This window comes from Xanthomonas sp. BRIP62418 (assembly GCF_003993495.1).
Lineage (GTDB): Bacteria > Pseudomonadota > Gammaproteobacteria > Xanthomonadales > Xanthomonadaceae > Xanthomonas > Xanthomonas euroxanthea.
Map to the genome: position 1 here is coordinate 154,691 of NZ_QEZG01000045.1, position 16,536 is coordinate 171,226.

17 protein-coding genes are annotated in these 16,536 nt (G+C 65.7%); all 17 read left to right on the forward strand.

The window, feature by feature from the left end; all coding sequences use genetic code 11:
• Positions 1-4 precede the first annotated feature (4 nt).
• The 17 genes from flgK to EO174_RS16710 all read left to right on the forward strand — a co-directional run bounded on the left by flgK (position 5) and on the right by EO174_RS16710 (position 16,525).
• On the forward strand, positions 5-1,879 hold the full coding sequence (gene flgK, locus EO174_RS16630) for a flagellar hook-associated protein FlgK (RefSeq protein ID WP_104648709.1): 1,875 nt from the start codon (positions 5-7) through the stop codon (positions 1,877-1,879).
• The gene (gene flgL, locus EO174_RS16635; protein ID WP_126945994.1) at positions 1,879-3,084 is read left to right on the forward strand and encodes a flagellar hook-associated protein FlgL; all 1,206 of its coding nucleotides are present in this window, start codon (positions 1,879-1,881) and stop codon (positions 3,082-3,084) included. The genes flgK and flgL overlap by 1 nt, the downstream gene beginning before the upstream one ends.
• A gap of 317 nt (positions 3,085-3,401) precedes the next feature.
• On the forward strand, positions 3,402-4,601 hold the full coding sequence (locus EO174_RS16640) for a flagellin (protein ID WP_104648707.1): 1,200 nt from the start codon (positions 3,402-3,404) through the stop codon (positions 4,599-4,601).
• A 270-nt stretch (positions 4,602-4,871) separates the two neighbouring features.
• Positions 4,872-6,197, forward strand: a complete 1,326-nt coding sequence (gene fliD, locus EO174_RS16645; protein WP_126945997.1) for a flagellar filament capping protein FliD — start codon at positions 4,872-4,874, stop codon at positions 6,195-6,197.
• A 150-nt stretch (positions 6,198-6,347) separates the two neighbouring features.
• Positions 6,348-6,761, forward strand: a complete 414-nt coding sequence (gene fliS / locus EO174_RS16650; RefSeq protein ID WP_104537438.1) for a flagellar export chaperone FliS — start codon at positions 6,348-6,350, stop codon at positions 6,759-6,761.
• Between the two features lie 8 nt (positions 6,762-6,769).
• Positions 6,770-7,063, forward strand: a complete 294-nt coding sequence (locus EO174_RS16655) for a hypothetical protein (RefSeq protein ID WP_119132104.1) — start codon at positions 6,770-6,772, stop codon at positions 7,061-7,063.
• Positions 7,063-7,629: a PilZ domain-containing protein gene (locus EO174_RS16660; protein WP_126946000.1), complete on the forward strand. Its 567-nt coding sequence runs from the start codon at positions 7,063-7,065 to the stop codon at positions 7,627-7,629. Before EO174_RS16655 ends, EO174_RS16660 begins: the two co-directional genes overlap by 1 nt.
• 69 nt (positions 7,630-7,698) lie before the next feature.
• On the forward strand, positions 7,699-8,331 hold the full coding sequence (locus EO174_RS16665; protein ID WP_003482986.1) for a response regulator transcription factor: 633 nt from the start codon (positions 7,699-7,701) through the stop codon (positions 8,329-8,331).
• Between the two features lie 224 nt (positions 8,332-8,555).
• Positions 8,556-9,956: an RNA polymerase factor sigma-54 gene (gene rpoN / locus EO174_RS16670; RefSeq protein ID WP_126946003.1), complete on the forward strand. Its 1,401-nt coding sequence runs from the start codon at positions 8,556-8,558 to the stop codon at positions 9,954-9,956.
• A gap of 8 nt (positions 9,957-9,964) precedes the next feature.
• Positions 9,965-10,345 carry a response regulator transcription factor gene (locus tag EO174_RS16675; RefSeq protein WP_104582687.1) on the forward strand — a complete coding sequence of 127 codons (381 nt, stop codon included), beginning with the start codon at positions 9,965-9,967 and terminating at the stop codon, positions 10,343-10,345.
• Positions 10,342-11,826 (forward strand): sigma-54 dependent transcriptional regulator, encoded by a 1,485-nt coding sequence (locus EO174_RS16680; RefSeq protein ID WP_104648704.1) that lies wholly within the window; start codon positions 10,342-10,344, stop codon positions 11,824-11,826. The genes EO174_RS16675 and EO174_RS16680 overlap by 4 nt, the downstream gene beginning before the upstream one ends.
• A 118-nt stretch (positions 11,827-11,944) precedes the next feature.
• Positions 11,945-13,054, forward strand: a complete 1,110-nt coding sequence (locus EO174_RS16685) for a DegT/DnrJ/EryC1/StrS family aminotransferase (protein ID WP_104582689.1) — start codon at positions 11,945-11,947, stop codon at positions 13,052-13,054.
• 64 nt (positions 13,055-13,118) lie between these two features.
• Entirely contained in the window at positions 13,119-13,343 is a 225-nt protein-coding gene (locus tag EO174_RS16690; protein ID WP_104582690.1) for an acyl carrier protein, read from the forward strand.
• Positions 13,344-13,348: 5 nt separating this feature from the next.
• Entirely contained in the window at positions 13,349-14,389 is a 1,041-nt protein-coding gene (locus EO174_RS16695; protein ID WP_119132006.1) for a ketoacyl-ACP synthase III, read from the forward strand.
• The gene (locus tag EO174_RS16700; protein WP_126946087.1) at positions 14,386-15,150 is read left to right on the forward strand and encodes an SDR family oxidoreductase; all 765 of its coding nucleotides are present in this window, start codon (positions 14,386-14,388) and stop codon (positions 15,148-15,150) included. Before EO174_RS16695 ends, EO174_RS16700 begins: the two co-directional genes overlap by 4 nt.
• Positions 15,147-15,884 carry an SDR family oxidoreductase gene (locus EO174_RS16705; protein WP_104582693.1) on the forward strand — a complete coding sequence of 246 codons (738 nt, stop codon included), beginning with the start codon at positions 15,147-15,149 and terminating at the stop codon, positions 15,882-15,884. Before EO174_RS16700 ends, EO174_RS16705 begins: the two co-directional genes overlap by 4 nt.
• The gene (locus tag EO174_RS16710) at positions 15,881-16,525 is read left to right on the forward strand and encodes a NeuD/PglB/VioB family sugar acetyltransferase (protein ID WP_126946006.1); all 645 of its coding nucleotides are present in this window, start codon (positions 15,881-15,883) and stop codon (positions 16,523-16,525) included. The genes EO174_RS16705 and EO174_RS16710 overlap by 4 nt, the downstream gene beginning before the upstream one ends.
• Positions 16,526-16,536 lie beyond the last annotated feature (11 nt).

Here is a 16,536-nt window from a genome sequence, read left to right on the forward strand (position 1 = left end):
GCCCATGTCCATCATGTCCACCGGGACCAGTGCGCTGATCGCCTTCCAACGGGCGTTGTCGACCGTTAGCCATAACGTCGCCAACATCAATACCGAAGGCTACAGCCGCCAACGTGTGGAATTTGCAACGCGCACGCCTACCGACATGGGCTACGCGTTCGTGGGCAATGGCGCCAAGATCACCGACGTCAGCCGTGTGGCCGACCAGCTGGCCACCTCGCGCCTGCTCGACAGCGGCGGCGAGCTCTCGCGGCTGCAGCAGCTGTCCTCGCTGTCCAACCGCGTCGACAGCCTGTACTCCAACACCGCCACCAATGTGGCCGGGCTGTGGTCGAACTTCTTCGATTCCACCAGCGCGGTGTCGTCCAATGCCTCGTCCACGGCCGAGCGGCAGAGCATGCTCGACAGCGGCAACTCGCTGGCCACGCGTTTCAAGCAGCTCAACGGGCAGATGGACAGCCTCAGCAACGAGGTCAACAGCGGCCTGACCTCCTCGGTGGACGAAGTCAATCGCCTGACCCAGCAGATCGCCAAGATCAACGGCACCATCGGCAGCAGCATCGACAGCGCCTCGCCCGACATGCTCGACCAGCGCGATGCGCTGGTGTCCAAGCTGGTCGGCTACACCGGCGGCACCGCGGTGATGCAGGACGGCGGCTTCATGAACGTTTTCACCGCCGGCGGCCAGGCCCTGGTGGTGGGAACCACCTCGTCCAAGCTGACCACCGTCGCCGACCCGTATCAGCCGACCAAGCTGCAGGTGGCGATGCAGACCCAGGGCCAGAATGTCAGCCTCAGCACCAGCTCGCTGGGCGGGCAGATCGGCGGCCTGCTGGAGTTCCGGACCAGCGTGCTGGAACCGACCCAGGCCGAACTCGGTCGCCTGGCCGTGGGCATGGCCAGCACCTTCAACGCCGGTCACGCGCAAGGCATGGACCTGTACGGCGCGATGGGCGGCAACTTCTTCAACATCGGCACGCCCACCACTGCCGCCAATCCCAGCAATACCGGCAGCGCGTCGCTGAGCGCCAGCTTCAGCAACATGTCGGCGGTGGATGGGCAGAACGTCACGCTCAGCTTCGACGGCACTGCGTGGAAGGCCACCAACGCCAGCACCGGGTCGGCGGTGCCGATCAGCGGCGCCGGCACCCCGGCCAATCCGCTGGTGCTCAATGGCGTCAGCCTGGTGGTGGGCGGCACGCCGGCCAACGGCGACAAGTTCCTGCTGCAGCCCACCGCGGGGTTGGCCGGCAGCCTGTCGGTGGCCATCACCGACCCCTCGCGGATTGCCGCGGCCACCCCGGTCAAGGCGACCGCCACGCTCGCCAACCTGGGCACCGGCAAGATCAGCGACGTCAAGGTCACCAACGCGCAAAACCCGGCGCTGCTGACCCCGGCCTCGGTGGAGTTCATCGACGCCAACCAGTACACCATCGATGGCAGCGGCCCGTTCGCCTACACCGCCGGCCAGACCATCAGCGCCAATGGCTGGAGCTTTGCGCTGGACGGCGCGCCCAAGGCCGGCGACACCTTCGGGGTCGGCCCCACCGGCGCCGGTTCCAGCGACAACGGCAACGTCAAGCTGCTGGCCAAGATCGACGACGCCAAGGCGCTCAGCGGCGGCACGGTCACGCTCAACGGCGCGCTGTCGGGCCTGACCACCTCGGTCGGCTCGGCTGCGCGCGCGGCCAGCTACGCCTCGGATGCGCAGAAGGTCATCAACGACCAGGCGCAGGCCAGCCGCGACTCGATTTCCGGCGTCAACCTCGATGAGGAAGCCGCCAACATGCTGAAGCTGCAGCAGGCCTACCAGGCCGCCGCACAGATGATTTCCACCGCCGACACCATCTTCCAAGCCATCCTGGGCGCCGTACGCTGATGACCGACCGTATCTCCACCAGCATGATGTACAGCCAGTCGGTGTCGTCGATGACGGCCAAGCAGTCCCGGCTGAGCCAGATCCAGGCCCAGCTCGCCAGCGGGCAGCGCCTGGTCACCGCCAAGGACGACCCGGTCGCCGCCGGCACCGCGGTCGGCCTAGATCGCGCGCTGGCGGCGATCACGCGCTTTGGCGAGAACGCCAACAACGTGCAGAACCGGCTCGGCCTGCAGGAAAACACCCTGTCGCAGGCCGGCGACAAAATGGCGCGCGTCACCGAATTGGCGGTGCAGGCCAACAATTCCTCGCTCAGCCCCGACGACCGCAAGGCGATCGCCTCGGAACTGACCGCGCTGCGCGACAGCATGGTCAGCCTGGCCAACAGCACCGACGGCACCGGGCGCTATCTGTTCGGCGGCAGCGCCGATGGCAGCGCACCGTTCATCAAGAGCAATGGCGGCGTCACCTACAACGGCGACCAGACCCAGAAACAGGTCGAGGTGGCGCCGGACACCTTTGTCAGCGACACCCTGCCCGGCAGCGAAATCTTCATGCGTATCCGCACCGGCGACGGCACCGTGGATGCGCACCCCGACAACGCCAATACCGGCACCGGCCTGCTGCTGGATTTCAGCCGTGATGCCAGCACCGGCAGCTGGAACGGCGGCAGCTACAGCGTGCAGTTCACCGCCGCAGACACCTACGAGGTGCGCGACAGCACCAATACGGTGGTCGGGACCGGCACCTACAAGGATGGCGAAGACATCAACGCGGCCGGTGTGCGCATGCGCATCAGCGGTGCACCGGCGGTGGGCGACAGTTTCCAGATCGGCGCCTCCACCACCAAGGACGTGTTCTCCACCATCGACGACCTGATCGGCGCGCTCAATTCCGACACCCAGACCCCGCCGCAGAAGGCGGCGATGATCAACACGCTGCAGTCGTCGATGCGCGACATCGCACAGGCCTCGTCGAAGATGATCGATGCGCGCGCCTCCGGCGGCGCGCAGCTGTCGGCGATCGATAACGCCAACTCGCTGCTCGAATCCAACGAGGTCACCCTCAAGACCACCCTGTCGTCGATCCGCGACCTGGATTTCGCCTCGGCGCTCGGGCAATACGAACTGGAGAAGGCCTCGTTGCAGGCCGCCCAAACGATTTTTCAGCAGATGCAGTCGTCGTCGTTGTTTAACCTGATCCGCTGATTTTCCGCAGAAAACCCACATTTTCTGCACGCCTGCGCGCGCGCACCTGCGCAGGCCGACGGAGTTTATTCGTCAAAAGTTATACCAACGCTAAAGATCGACGGGGTGCTGCCGAATAAACCAAACCCCTTGCTACACAACGCTTCCGTATTTCGTCCTGCAGCAGAAAGACAGCAAAAAAACACTGGATTTCGCTAAAGGTTCCCGACGCAACGCCGTTATTCATCTCAGCAGCGGCAACGGCCAACTTGATGGCCCCCCTGCGGAGGCTCCGGGCAAGTCCCCCTTGCCGGAAAAATCGCTTAGGAGAAATCAAAATGGCACAGGTAATCAACACCAACGTAATGTCGCTGAACGCTCAGCGTAACCTCAACACCAGCAGCGCGAGCATGTCGACGAGCATCCAGCGTCTGTCCTCGGGTCTGCGCATCAACAGCGCCAAGGACGACGCCGCAGGTCTGGCGATCTCCGAGCGTTTCACCACGCAGATCCGCGGCCTGGACGTTGCCTCGCGCAACGCCAACGACGGTATCTCGCTGGCCCAGACCGCTGAAGGCGCGATGGTCGAAATCGGCAGCAACCTGCAGCGTATCCGCGAGCTGTCGGTGCAGTCGTCCAACGCCACCAACTCGCCGACCGACCGTGACGCGCTGAACTCCGAAGTCAAGCAGCTCACCGCCGAAATCGACCGCGTCGCCAACCAGACCAACTTCAACGGCACCAAGCTGCTGAACGGCGACTTCTCCGGCGCGCTGTTCCAGGTCGGCGCCGACGCCGGCCAGACCATCGGCATCAACAGCATCGTCGACGCCAACGTCGATTCGCTGGGCAAGGCCAACTTCGCTGCCGCCGTTTCCGGCGCTGGCGTGAGCGGCACCTCCACCGCCTCCGGCTCGATCAGCGGCATGAGCCTGTCGTTCAAGGACGCCAGCGGTGCGGCCAAGAGCGTCACCATCGCGGACGTCAAGGTCGGCGTCGGCGAGAGCGCTGCCGACGTCAACAAGAAGGTGGCTGCGGCGATCAACGACAAGCTCGACCAGACCGGCATGTACGCCTCGATCAAGACCGACGGTACGGTGCAGATCGAATCGCTGAAGGCTGGCCAGGACTTCACCTCGCTGACCGCCGGTACCTCCAGTGCCGCAGGCATCACCGTCGGCGCCGGCATCACCACCGCCTCGGCCGCTTCCGGCTCCACCGCTTCGACCCTGAGCACCCTGGACATCTCCACGTTCTCCGGCGCGCAGAAGGCCCTGGAAATCGTCGACAAGGCGCTGACCGCGGTCAACTCCTCGCGCGCCGACATGGGTGCGGTGCAGAACCGCTTCACCTCCACCATCGCCAACCTGAGCGCAACCTCGGAAAACCTGTCGGCCTCGCGTAGCCGTATCCGCGACACCGACTACGCCAAGGAAACCGCCGAGCTGACCCGCACGCAGATCCTGCAGCAGGCCGGTACCGCGATGCTGGCCCAGGCCAAGTCGGTTCCGCAGAACGTGCTGAGCCTGCTGCAGTAATCGGCAGCGCGTCGCAGCAAGTCCAAAGCCCCTCTCCGGAGGGGCTTTTTTGTGCGCGCCGATGTTTTCAGCCGCAGAGACTCGACACGATCGCGCAGCACGGGTTTCTGGCGCGGGTTTCTTGACGCATCGCCGGCACGGAAATTGCATCACCCAACCTCGTGAGCGAGACGGGCTCGCCGCCGCTAAAGTCCTCGCCGAGGCGGCCGATACCCGTCTCGTAATCCCATGCGTCCATCCTTGCTTGGACGCCCAGACGAGGAATGCAACATGGCATCGGTGATCAGCACTTCCGGCTCCGGTCTGGACATCCCCACCGTGGTGTCCACCCTGGTTTCCCGGCAGAAAGACCCGGAGCAGGCGCGCATCAACAAGGCCGGAGCCGCTGCGACGACGCAGCTGTCGGCGATCAGCCAGATCAAGAGCAGCATGACCACGCTCAAGTCTGCGCTGGACAAGGTCATCAGCAGCGCCGACACCAATGCCTACAAGGCAACGGTGCCCACCGATACCGGCTTCACCGCCACCACCACCAGCTCGGCCGCGCCGGGCAACTACTCGGTGGAAGTGGTCTCGCTGGCCAGCGCGCAGAAGCTCGCCTCTGGCGCGTTCGTCGCCGATGCCACTGTCGGCAGCGGCACGCTGACGATCGGGTATGGCGACAAGAAGATCACCGTTGACATCAGCGGCACCGACAAGCTCACCGACATCGCTGCGGCCATCAACAAGGCGGCCGGCGGCAAGGGCGTCAACGCCAGCGTGGTGACCGCCAACGACGGCCAGCACCTGGTGTTCAACGCGGTCGACTCCGGGACCAAGGGCGCGCTGACCGTCAGTGCCAGCGACCCGAGCCTGAGCAGCCTCACCTACGGCCCCGGCGTCAGCGGCGGCCTGACCCAGTCCGTGGCCGCAACCGACGCGCTGGTGCGCGTGGACGGCTTCGAACGCACCTCCAGCTCCAACACCGTCACCGACATCGTGCCGGGCGTGGTGCTCAACCTCACCAAGGCCGCCGAAGGCACCAAGGTCACGTTGGGCGTTGCGGCCGACACCAGCAGCCTCAAGGCCAATCTGACTGCGTACGCCGCCGCCTACAACACCGCCAACACCTTGCTGGCCAAGAGCAGCGCCTACGACGCCACCACCAAGACGGCCGCGGCACTCACCGGCGACTCGCTGGTGCGCGGCCTGCAGCAGCAGCTGCGCGGCCAGGTCAGCGGCAACCTCATCGAACTCAAGGGGCTCGGCCTGACCATCGACAAGGATGGCGTGATGAGCTTCGATGGCGGCAAGTTCGATACCGCCATCGCCGAGGACGGTGGTGCCGCCGCCGAGGTGTTCGGCAAGGACAGCAAGTTCGGCTCGGCCATGACCAAGCTGCTCGACAGCAACGTCAACGCCAACGACGGCACCCTGACCATGCGCTCGGACAGCCTGAACAAGCAGATCAAGGGCTACGAGTCTGACCTGGACGACCTCGACGCGCGCATGACCAAGCTCAGCGATCGCTACACCGCCCAGTTCACCGCGATGGAAACCATGATCAGCAAGCTGCAGAGCAGCACCAGTTCGCTCAGCAGCCTGCTGACAGGCTGATTTTCGTGATCACGATCCTCAAGTCCCGCAATGGTCTTGCCGATACAAGAAGGGCCTATCGTGATATCGGCCTTGCCTTCCGGCAGGAGCGTCGTCGCCCGAGCGCAGCGCTCCGGGACCCGCGAAGGTCAGCCCATTGAGGAGTCATCCATGTACGGTTCCAATCGTCAGTATGCCGAGCAATACCGCAAGGTCGGCGTGTCCACCAGCGTGACCGAAGCCGACCCGCACAAGCTGGTGTCGCTGCTGTTCGCCGGCGCCTGCCAGCGCATCCGCCTGGCCCAGGCCTGCCTGGCGCAGGGCGACCAGGCGCGCAAGGGCAAGGCCATCGGCGAAGCCTGCGCGATCGTCGGTCACTTGAACGGCTCGCTCGATCACGAAGCCGGTGGCGAGATCGCTGGTAACCTGTCGGCGCTCTACGACTACGTGATGCAGCGGCTCACTGCCGCCAACCTGCACAACGACGAAACCGCGTTGACCGAAGCGCTGGAGTTGCTCAGCGAAATCGACTCGGCGTGGAATTCCATCCCCCTCGATCAACGCGGCCTTTCTGCCGTTTCGTGAGCCAGACCATGCATAGCGCGCAGAGCCTTCAAGCCGAAATCGCCGACATCCGCCTGGCCATGGCGCAGGAGGAATTTGAGGTAATGCCGTTCATGCTGGACACCCACGATCTGCACCTGCGCGAGTACGCGCAGCAGGCGGACCTGGACCAGGACCGCGACGCACTGCAGGCGCTGCAGGCCATGCAGCAGGATCTGATGCGGATGATGCTCGAGCGCCGCCGCAAGTTGCTGGACCTGATCCGCGCGCAGCGCACGTCCTCCTCGGCCAGCCGCGCCTACGCCCGGGTCGGGCGGATCTGATGCCCGCGCTCGGCACACTCGCGCCATCGGCCGATGCCGCGCTGTTCGCCGACACGCTCAGCTGCGAAGTGCGTCTGCCGGCCGGCTTCCGCGCCGGCAGCGATGCCGGCCCGCACGGCGCTGCGGAAACCCTGCTGCGCAGCCTGGGCCAGGTGGAAGACCTGCGCAGCGAAGACACCAGCGAAGACCGTGGCGAGTTGCCGCTGCTGGTGCAGCGCATGGACGCCAAGCTCGACCTGATGCTGGCCCTGATCGGCCGTCTGGTGCAGCATAGCGATAGCGGACTGATCCAGGCGAACGTACAGTGGTCGGTGCGCGGAATCCGCCTGAGCTGCGCAAGCAGCCATCCGCCGGGCACGTTGGGGAGTGTTTGCCTGCAACCGTCCGACTGGCTTCCTGAACTGGTACAGCTTCCTGCCGAGGTGCTGGCAAGCGCAAGTGATGGTCACGACCATTGGCTTTGGCTGCGGTTTGCGCCGCTTTCGCCAGGCTTGCAGGAGGCGCTGGAACGTCATCTGTTCCGTCTGCATCGCCGTCAGATCGCCGACGCCCGCCGCCAGCGCTGATACCGCCTGTTGGCGCGGGGCGCCGGGTCGGCTAAGGTGCCCTTTACTGAAAAAGGTCTCTTCTGCGCCGTGCGAGTCATCATCGTCGACGATCACACCCTTGTCCGTGCCGGCTTGTCCAGGCTGCTGCAAACCTTCGCCGGCATCGATGTCGTGGGTGAGGCCAGCAACGCACAGCAAGCCCTGGACATGACATCCCTGCACCGGCCTGATCTGGTGTTGATGGATCTGTCCCTGCCCGGCCGCAGCGGCCTGGATGCCATGACCGATGTGTTGCGCGCTGCGCCGCGTACGCACGTGGTGATGATGTCGATGCACGACGACCCGGTGCACGTGCGCGATGCGCTGGATCGCGGCGCGGTCGGCTTCGTGGTCAAGGATGCCGCGCCGCTGGAGCTGGAGCTGGCACTGCGTGCAGCGGCGGCCGGCCAGGTGTTCCTGAGCCCGCAGATTTCGTCCAAGATGATCGCGCCGATGCTGGGCCGCGAAAAACCGGTCGGCATTGCCGCCTTGTCGCCGCGCCAGCGCGAGATCCTGCGCGAGATCGGCCGCGGCCAGAGCAACAAGGAAATCGCCGCCGACCTCGGCATCAGCGTCAAGACGGTGGAGACCCACCGCGCGCGCATGATGGAATCGCTCGGTTGCCGGCGTGCCAACGATCTGGTGTTGCTGGCGGCCAAGCATCACAACGAACTGGTCTGAGGGCCGGCCGCCGGGCGATGACCGGAAACGGCCGCCAGCGAACAAAACAGTGACGGGATTCCGGCGAGCACGCTTGAGTCCGTCTTGTACGTCAGGGAATTCCCCACGCGCTGTCAGGAAAATCACGAATTGCCTCACGCGATTCCCTGATTAGAAACCCGTCGCCTTGTCCTGCAAGATGCGTTCCATCGCTGCCACGTGCGGCGCCTTCCGGAAGCGCTTCGATGAAGACGACCATTTCCGCCCAGCTTGGCCAGCAACTGCATCTGACCCCGCAGTTGCTGCAGTCGATCCGTCTGTTGCAGTTGGACGGCATGCAGTTGGAACTGGAAATCCGTCGCGCGCTGGAAACCAATCCACTGCTGGAGCTGGAAGAGCTGGCCGACAGCGACGCCGTCGCGAGCAGCGACGATGGCGCCTCCGATGTCGCCGCCTTCGACGAACTGCCGGAAAGCACGATGTGGGACGTGCCGAGCAGCAGCTGGAACGATGGCGACGACGACCGCATGCAGCGCGTGGCAGCCGGCGAATCCACCGACCCGCACGTGCGCATCCTGCGCGAGCTGGCACTGGACCTGGACGAGGCCGCATTGGGGGCCGCCGCGTTCTGGCTGGAGCAGACCGACGAGGCCGGCTATCTGACCGAGGCCCTGGCGACGCTGCAGCAGCTCGGCGCGACCCGGCTTGGTATGACCGTGCAGGCAGTGGAAGCGGTCCGCCAGCGCCTGCTGCACGGCGACCCGGCCGGCCTGGCCGCCTGCGACCTGCGCGAGTGCCTGCAGGCCCAGCTGGGCGCCCTGCCCGGCCGCGTGCCGGCGCGTCATCTGGCCGCGCGCATCCTTGCCGGCGACCTGGACCTGCTGGCCAGCCACGACTATCCGCTGCTGGCGCGCGCGCACGATGCCGAAGTGGACGATGCACGCGAGGCGGTCCGGCTGATCCTGTCGCTGCAACCGCGCCCCGGCGATGACCTGCTGCAGGAAAGCAACGCCAGCGTGATTCCGGACGTGCTCGCCTGGCATGCCGACGGCAGCTGGCGGGTGGCATTGAACCCGGCCACCACCCATCGGGTGAGCATCAACCCCGTGCATGAGCGTGCACTGGCCGAGGCCGGCGACGCCGCCCAGCCGCTGCGCGACATGCTGCAGGAAGCGCGCTGGCTGACCCGCGGCCTGTCGATGCGCTACGAGACCCTGCTGCGTGCCACGCGCGCCATCGTCGAACGCCAGGCCACGTTCCTGGTGCGCGGTGAGGAAGCGATGGCACCGCTGACGCTGAAGGAAATCGCCGATGAGATCGGCATGCACGAATCGACGATTTCGCGCATCACCACCGGCAAATACATCCAGACCCCGCGCGGCACCTTCGAGCTCAAGCACTTCTTTGCGGTGCGCCTGGAAGGCGCCAGCGTTTCCGGTCAGGCGGTCAAGGCGATGGTGCGCCGGCTGATCGAAAGCGAGCCGGCCGGCCGGCCGCTGGCCGACGAAGCCATCGCCGGGCTGTTGTCGCGCCAGGGCGTTAACATTGCCCGTCGCACTGTGGCCAAGTACCGCGAACAACTCGACATCGCCCCGGCACGCGAGCGCCGCCGCACCAACAAACCGCCGCTTGCCCGGGCAGGATAAGGATTACTATGAGCAAACTCACCGTGCTGCTGGTCGACGACCACGAGGGCTTCATCAACGCTGCGATGCGTCATTTTCGCAAAGTGGAGTGGCTCGATATCGTGGGCAGTGCCGCCAATGGACTGGAAGCGATCGAGCGCTCTGAGTCGCTGCGCCCCAATGTCGTGCTGATGGACCTGGCCATGCCGGAGATGGGCGGGCTGCAGGCAACGCGTCTGATCAAGACGCAGGACGATCCGCCGTATATTGTCATCGCGAGCCACTTCGACGATGCAGAGCATCGTGAACACGCTCTTCGCGCGGGTGCTGACAATTTTGTTAGCAAGCTGTCCTATATCCAGGAAGTCATGCCAATCCTGGAGGGCCTGACGGTAAGGAGCCAGGAATGAGTGAGTCCCGCATTCTGTTGATCGACAGCGATGCCGTGCGCGCCGAGCGCACCGTCTCGTTGCTCGAGTTCATGGACTTCAATCCACGCTGGGTCACCGACGGCGCCGACATCAATCCTGGCCGCCATCGCCATGACGAGTGGATGGCGGTGATGGTGGGCTCGGCGCAGGATGCCGCACAGGCCGACAAGTTCTTCGACTGGCTGGCCGATGCCAAGCTGCCGCCACCGGTGTTGCTGATGGAAGGCAGCCCGAGCGCGTTTGCGCAGGCCCACGGCCTGCACGAAGCCAATGTCTGGACGCTGGACACGCCGCTGCGGCATACACAGCTGGAAGCCTTGCTGCGCCGTGCCAGCCTCAAGCGCCTGGATGCCGAGCACCAGGCCGGCGTGCAGCAGGACACCGGCCCGACCGGCAACAGCGAGGCGGTGACCCGCCTGCGCCGCCTGATCGACCAGGTGGCCGCCTTCGACACCACGGTGCTGGTGCTGGGCGAATCGGGGACCGGCAAGGAGGTCGTGGCACGCGCCATCCACCAGCATTCGCCACGGCGCGACGGACCGTTCGTGGCGATCAACTGCGGTGCGATCCCGCCGGACCTGCTGGAAAGCGAGCTGTTCGGCCACGAAAAAGGCGCCTTCACCGGCGCGCTGAGCACCCGCAAGGGCCGCTTCGAAATGGCCGAGGGCGGCACCCTGCTGCTGGACGAGATCGGCGACATGAGCCTGCCGATGCAGGTCAAGCTGCTGCGCGTGCTGCAGGAACGCAGCTTCGAGCGCGTCGGCGGGGGCCAGACCATCCGTTGCAACGTACGCGTGATCGCCGCGACCCACCGCAACCTGGAAACCCGCATCAGCGACGGCCAGTTCCGCGAGGACCTGTTCTATCGCCTCAACGTGTTCCCGATCGAGATGCCGGCGCTGCGGGAACGCGTCGACGACCTGGCCATGCTGGTGCAGACCATCGCCGGGCAACTGGCACGCACCGGACGCGGCGAAGTGCGCTTTGCCGACGAGGCCCTGCAGGCGCTGCGCAGCTACGACTGGCCGGGCAACGTACGCGAGCTGACCAATCTGGTCGAGCGCCTGGCGGTGCTGCATCCAGGCGGTTTGGTACGCGTGCAGGACTTGCCGGCACGCTACCGCGGTGATTTTGCCTCGGCCCTTGCGGTCGAGCCCGTGCCGGAGCCGGCACTGGTTGCCGCCCCCGTCGAAGCCGTCGCGCTGCCGGGCAATGTCGTGACCCTGCAGCCTGCGACCGCCGATGCCGAGCCGGCGACCAGTTCCAGCCTGCCTGACGATGGCATCGACCTGCGGGGCCACATGGCCAACATCGAGCTGGCGCTGATCAACGAGGCGCTGGAACGCACCCAGGGCGTGGTTGCGCATGCGGCGCAGCTGCTCGGCCTGCGCCGCACCACGCTGGTGGAAAAGCTGCGCAAGTACGGCATCGATCGCGAGCAGACCGAGCTGGCGAACTGAGCGGGGCGCTTGCCTGGCCCCGCCTGCTGGCACGGCACTTGCTTCAGCAGGATCACCCCGTCCGCAGCCGTCGGCTGCGGCGCAATCCCGACATTCACCAGCACCTGCCGAGGCATTGATGCCCATCCCCGTCACCAGCCCGCTGCTGCCGCCGCTGGAAGAATTTCTGCCCTACCTGGAGCAGATCTGGGACAGCCGCATTGTCAGCAATGGGGGTGACATGCATCGCGCCTTCGAACGCGCGTTGTGCGAGTACCTGGGCGTGCCGCACCTGGCCCTGCTGACCAACGGTACCACCGCGTTGATCACCGCCCTGCAGGCGCTGCGCATCACCGGGGAGGTGATCACCACGCCCTACTCGTTCGTGGCCACTGCGCATTCGCTGTTGTGGAAAGGCATCACGCCGGTGTTCGTGGATATCGACCCGGTGACGCTCAACATGGATCCGTCCAAGATCGAGGCGGCCATCACCCCCCAGACCACCGCCATCATGCCGGTGCACTGCTACGGCACTGCCTGCGACACCACCGCCATCACCCGCATCGCCGACATCTACAACCTCAAGGTGATCTACGACGCGGCGCATGCGTTCGGGGTGCGCGACGAGGGGGGCTCGATCCTGCGTCACGGCGACCTGAGCGCGTTGAGCTTCCACGCCACCAAGGTATTCAATACCTTCGAAGGTGGCGCCATCGTCTGCCCCGACGAACGCACCTACCAGCGCATCGGGCATCTGAAGAATTTCGGCTTCGTCGATGAGACCACGGTGGTGGCACCCGGCATCAACGGCAAGATGAATGAGATCAGCGCGGCCTTCGGCCTGCTGCAGCTCAAGCACATCGACCATGCCATCGCCCAGCGCAGCGCCATCGACGCGCAGTATCGGCAGCGCCTGAGCGATATCCGCGGCGTGCGCTGCGTGGCGCGGCCAGATCATGCCAGTGCCAACTACGCGTACTTTCCGATTCTGGTGCAGGACGACTACCCTTTGTCGCGCGATGCGCTGTATCAGTTGATGCGCGAGCACGGCATCCTGGTACGGCGCTATTTCTATCCGTTGATCAGCGATTTTCCGATGTATCGCGCCCTGCCCTCCTCGGCGCCGGCACGGCTGCCGGTCGCGCGCTCGGTGGCCGCACAGGTACTGTGCCTGCCGATCTTTCCTGGCCTGACCCGCGACCAGGTCGATACCATTGCCGATCTGATCGCCAGGCAACAGGCGACATGACGGCAACCCGCTCCACGCTTTTTTCAGACTCCCGCATCTTCAACAGGCAACCAGGCGAGATCGCATGACCCAGGCAACGTTTATCGAGAACTTCATCGCCGCCACCGACTTCCAGGAGCCGGTCGAGGTCACCGCCGACACCGTGCTGCTCGAACTCCCGGAATGGGATTCGCTGGCCGCACTGGGCGTGATCGTGATGTTCGACATGGAGTACGGCAAGACCATCACCGGCGAGGACCTGACCGCCGCCGTCACCGTCGGCGATCTCTACAAACTGACCGAGGCGTAAGCAGCATGCCGACCTCCACGCTGCACAACGTCCGCTTCGCCGGCATGGCGACCTGCGTGCCGAAGCGGGTCGTGTCCAATCTCACCGATTGCCGGCCGCAGATCCGCTCCGAGCGCGAGCGGCTGGTGCGCAACATCGGCATCGAGACGCGCCGCATGGCGTCGGAGTGGCAGTGCTTTTCCGACATGGCCTTCGATGCGACGCAGGTGCTGCTGGAAAAGCTGCAGTGGAAGCGCGAAGAGATCGATGCGTTGATCGTGGTGACCCAGTCGCCGGATTATCCGATCCCGGCCACCGCGATCATCCTGCAGGACCGGCTGGGGCTGTCGCACGCCACGGTTGCCTTCGACGTCAACCTGGGCTGCTCGGCCTACCCGTTCGGCATCAACCTGCTCGGCTCGATGATCGCCGCCGGCGGCGTCAAAAAAGGGCTGCTGCTGGTCGGTGACCGCAGCGCCACGCTGGAAGATCCGATCTTCTCCGATTCCGGCACCGCCACCGCGCTGGAATTCAGCGCCGACGCGCCGCCGATGCATTTCGACCTCAACAGCGATGGGAGCGGCTACAGGGCGATCATCCTGCCGGTGGGCGGCCACCGCGAACCGGTCGGCATCCAGCACTTGGTGCCGTACCGCGACGAGGCGGATGGTGCCTGGAAGCGTGGCGTGGACCTGATCCTGGATGGCGTGGCGGTGCTGAGCTTCTCCACCCAGCGCATCCCGCCGGCAGTGCAGAAGCTGCTTGAGTATGCGGGCGTGTCCAAGGAGGAGATCGACTATTTCGTGTTCCACCAGGCCAACCGCATGATCAATGAGACCATCCGCAAGAAGCTCGGCCTGCCGGTGGAGAAGGTGCCCTCGACGCTGCGCGATTTCGGTAATACCAGCGGCGCCTCGCTGCCGGTGACCATGACCGCACGCATCAACAAGGACCTGGAATCAGGGCGCAAGCGCGTGCTGCTATGCGGCTTCGGCATCGGGCTGTCGTGGGGCACCTGCCTGCTCGACATCGAAGGGGCCGCTTTTCCAGATCTCATCGAATCGTGAGCATTGCTCCCGACCCCTTCGCGCTTGCCGGCAAACGCATCCTCGTCACCGGCGCTTCCTCGGGTATCGGCCGCCAGATCGCGATTTCCTGCGCCGAGCTGGGTGCCCAGCTGGTGATCAACGGACGTGACCATGTGCGGTTGACGTCGACCCTGGAGGCGTTGCCAGGCGACGGGCACATGGCAATCGCGGCAGACCTGGACCGGCAGGAGGACATCGACCGTCTGGTCGCCGAGGTCGGCGTGTTGGACGGGATGGCACATGCGGCCGGGATCTCCCGGCTGGTGCCGCTGCGCCTGGTCAACCGGGCGCATCTGGACACCATCTTCTCCAGCAACACCTTCGCACCGATGCTGCTGACACGCGGCCTGCTGGCAAAGAAGCGCATCGCCGCAAACGGCTCGCTGGTGTTCGTCGCTTCGGTCGCTTCGCACATCGGGCCAATGGCGAGCAGCGCGTACGCGGCCAGCAAGAGTGCCCTGCTCGGCATGGTGAGATCGCTGGCGCAGGAAGTTGCCAAGAACGGAATCCGTGCCAACTGTATCGCCCCGGGCTACGTGCGCACACCGCTGCTGGACGGCCTGCAGGGCAGCGGCGGCAACATGGAAGGGCTGTTCGAACTGACACCGCTGGGTATGGGCGAGCCGGAGGATGTCGCTTACGCCGCCACGTTCCTGCTGGCCGATGCGAGCCGCTGGATCACGCGTACCTATTTCGTGGTGGACGGCGGCCTCACGGTGCCGATGGATATCTACGCATGACTACACCGGCACGCACTGCGTTCTCGCTCGAGGGCAAGACGGTCCTGGTGACGGGAGCGTCGTCGGGGCTCGGCCGGCAGATCGCCATTGCCTGCGCACAGCGAGGCGCCCGCATCATCCTGGCCGGCCGCGACACGGACCGCCTCGCGCAGACCCAGGCGCAGTTGCAGGGCACGGGCCATGTCGGCGTGCTCGGCGACCTGACCAGCGCCGCCGACCGCGAGGCGCTGGTTGTCTCGGCAGGCGCGACGGTGCATGGCGTGGTGCACTGCGCGGGCATGCAGAAGCATTGCCCGATCCGGCAGCTGACCGAGGCGGCGATGACCGAGATGTACACGGTCAATTTCCTCGCTCCGGTAATGCTGACGCAGCGCCTGCTGCAGGCAAACGCCATCGCCCCGCAGGGCTCGATCGTGTTCATGCTGTCCACTGCCGCGCACCTTGGCACGCGCGGCGTGGGGCCGTATTCGGCGATGAAGGCCGGCCTGATCGGCATCATCAAGTGCCTGGCGCTCGAACAGGCAAAGCGCAGGATCCGGGTCAACGGCATTTCCCCCTCGGCCGTGGTCACGCCGATGTGGGGCGCCGCCCAACTCGAGGCGCAGAAGGCGCGGCATCCGCTGGGCCTGGGCGAGCCGCAGGACGTCGCCAACGCCGCGATCTACCTGCTGGCCGACGCCAGCCGCTGGGTCACCGGGACCAGTCTGGTCATGGACGGCGGCTCGATCCTATGACCCATCCGGTCTTGATCATCGGTGCCGGCGGATGGGGTCGCGAGGTCTTGGCGCAGATGCAGGGCGATCCGGCGTGCGGAACGCAGTGGCGTCCGGTGGGCTTCCTCGACACGCGCCCGCAGATGCTGGACGGTCACGGCTGCGATCTGGCCATCGTCGGCAGCCCGCTCGCGTACCAGCCGCGGGACGAAGAGCGCTTCGTCTGCGCGATCGGCGATCCGCATGCGCGCCAGCGCTATGCGCAGCCGCTGCTGGCGCAAGGCGCGCAATTCATTCCGGTCCTCACCGGTGCATTCCTGAGCCCGCGCGTGCGCATCGGCCAGGGCTGCTTCCTGTGCCATCGCGTACAGCTCAGCCCCGACGTGTGGCTGGGCGACTTCGCCAATGTGCATGCCAATACCATGCTTGGGCACGACGTCCATGTCGGTGACTACGCGCAGATCGGTGCGATGACCTTCATCGGCGGCGGCGCGCGGATCGGTGAGCGCGCCATCGTGCACCCGCACGCCACCATCCTGCCCGGCATCCACATTGGCGTCGGCGCCGTGGTCGGTGCCGGCGCGGTCGTGGTCAAGGACGTGCCGGCCGGCGCCAGCGTGTTCGGCAACCCGGCCCGGGTCATCTACCACAAGGATTCCTGAGGAAGCCGCGC

What these genes read in the sequence shown, in the direction of transcription:
- flgK (WP_104648709.1), top strand. Translation starts at nt 5, where the DNA reads ATGTCCATCATGTCCACCGGGACCAGTGCGCTGATCGCCTTCCAACGG.
- flgL (WP_126945994.1), top strand. Translation starts at nt 1,879, where the DNA reads ATGACCGACCGTATCTCCACCAGCATGATGTACAGCCAGTCGGTGTCG.
- EO174_RS16640 (WP_104648707.1), top strand. Translation starts at nt 3,402, where the DNA reads ATGGCACAGGTAATCAACACCAACGTAATGTCGCTGAACGCTCAGCGT.
- fliD (WP_126945997.1), top strand. Translation starts at nt 4,872, where the DNA reads ATGGCATCGGTGATCAGCACTTCCGGCTCCGGTCTGGACATCCCCACC.
- fliS (WP_104537438.1), top strand. Translation starts at nt 6,348, where the DNA reads ATGTACGGTTCCAATCGTCAGTATGCCGAGCAATACCGCAAGGTCGGC.
- EO174_RS16655 (WP_119132104.1), top strand. Translation starts at nt 6,770, where the DNA reads ATGCATAGCGCGCAGAGCCTTCAAGCCGAAATCGCCGACATCCGCCTG.
- EO174_RS16660 (WP_126946000.1), top strand. Translation starts at nt 7,063, where the DNA reads ATGCCCGCGCTCGGCACACTCGCGCCATCGGCCGATGCCGCGCTGTTC.
- rpoN (WP_126946003.1), top strand. Translation starts at nt 8,556, where the DNA reads ATGAAGACGACCATTTCCGCCCAGCTTGGCCAGCAACTGCATCTGACC.
- EO174_RS16675 (WP_104582687.1), top strand. Translation starts at nt 9,965, where the DNA reads ATGAGCAAACTCACCGTGCTGCTGGTCGACGACCACGAGGGCTTCATC.
- EO174_RS16680 (WP_104648704.1), top strand. Translation starts at nt 10,342, where the DNA reads ATGAGTGAGTCCCGCATTCTGTTGATCGACAGCGATGCCGTGCGCGCC.
- EO174_RS16685 (WP_104582689.1), top strand. Translation starts at nt 11,945, where the DNA reads ATGCCCATCCCCGTCACCAGCCCGCTGCTGCCGCCGCTGGAAGAATTT.
- EO174_RS16690 (WP_104582690.1), top strand. Translation starts at nt 13,119, where the DNA reads ATGACCCAGGCAACGTTTATCGAGAACTTCATCGCCGCCACCGACTTC.
- EO174_RS16695 (WP_119132006.1), top strand. Translation starts at nt 13,349, where the DNA reads ATGCCGACCTCCACGCTGCACAACGTCCGCTTCGCCGGCATGGCGACC.
- EO174_RS16705 (WP_104582693.1), top strand. Translation starts at nt 15,147, where the DNA reads ATGACTACACCGGCACGCACTGCGTTCTCGCTCGAGGGCAAGACGGTC.
- EO174_RS16710 (WP_126946006.1), top strand. Translation starts at nt 15,881, where the DNA reads ATGACCCATCCGGTCTTGATCATCGGTGCCGGCGGATGGGGTCGCGAG.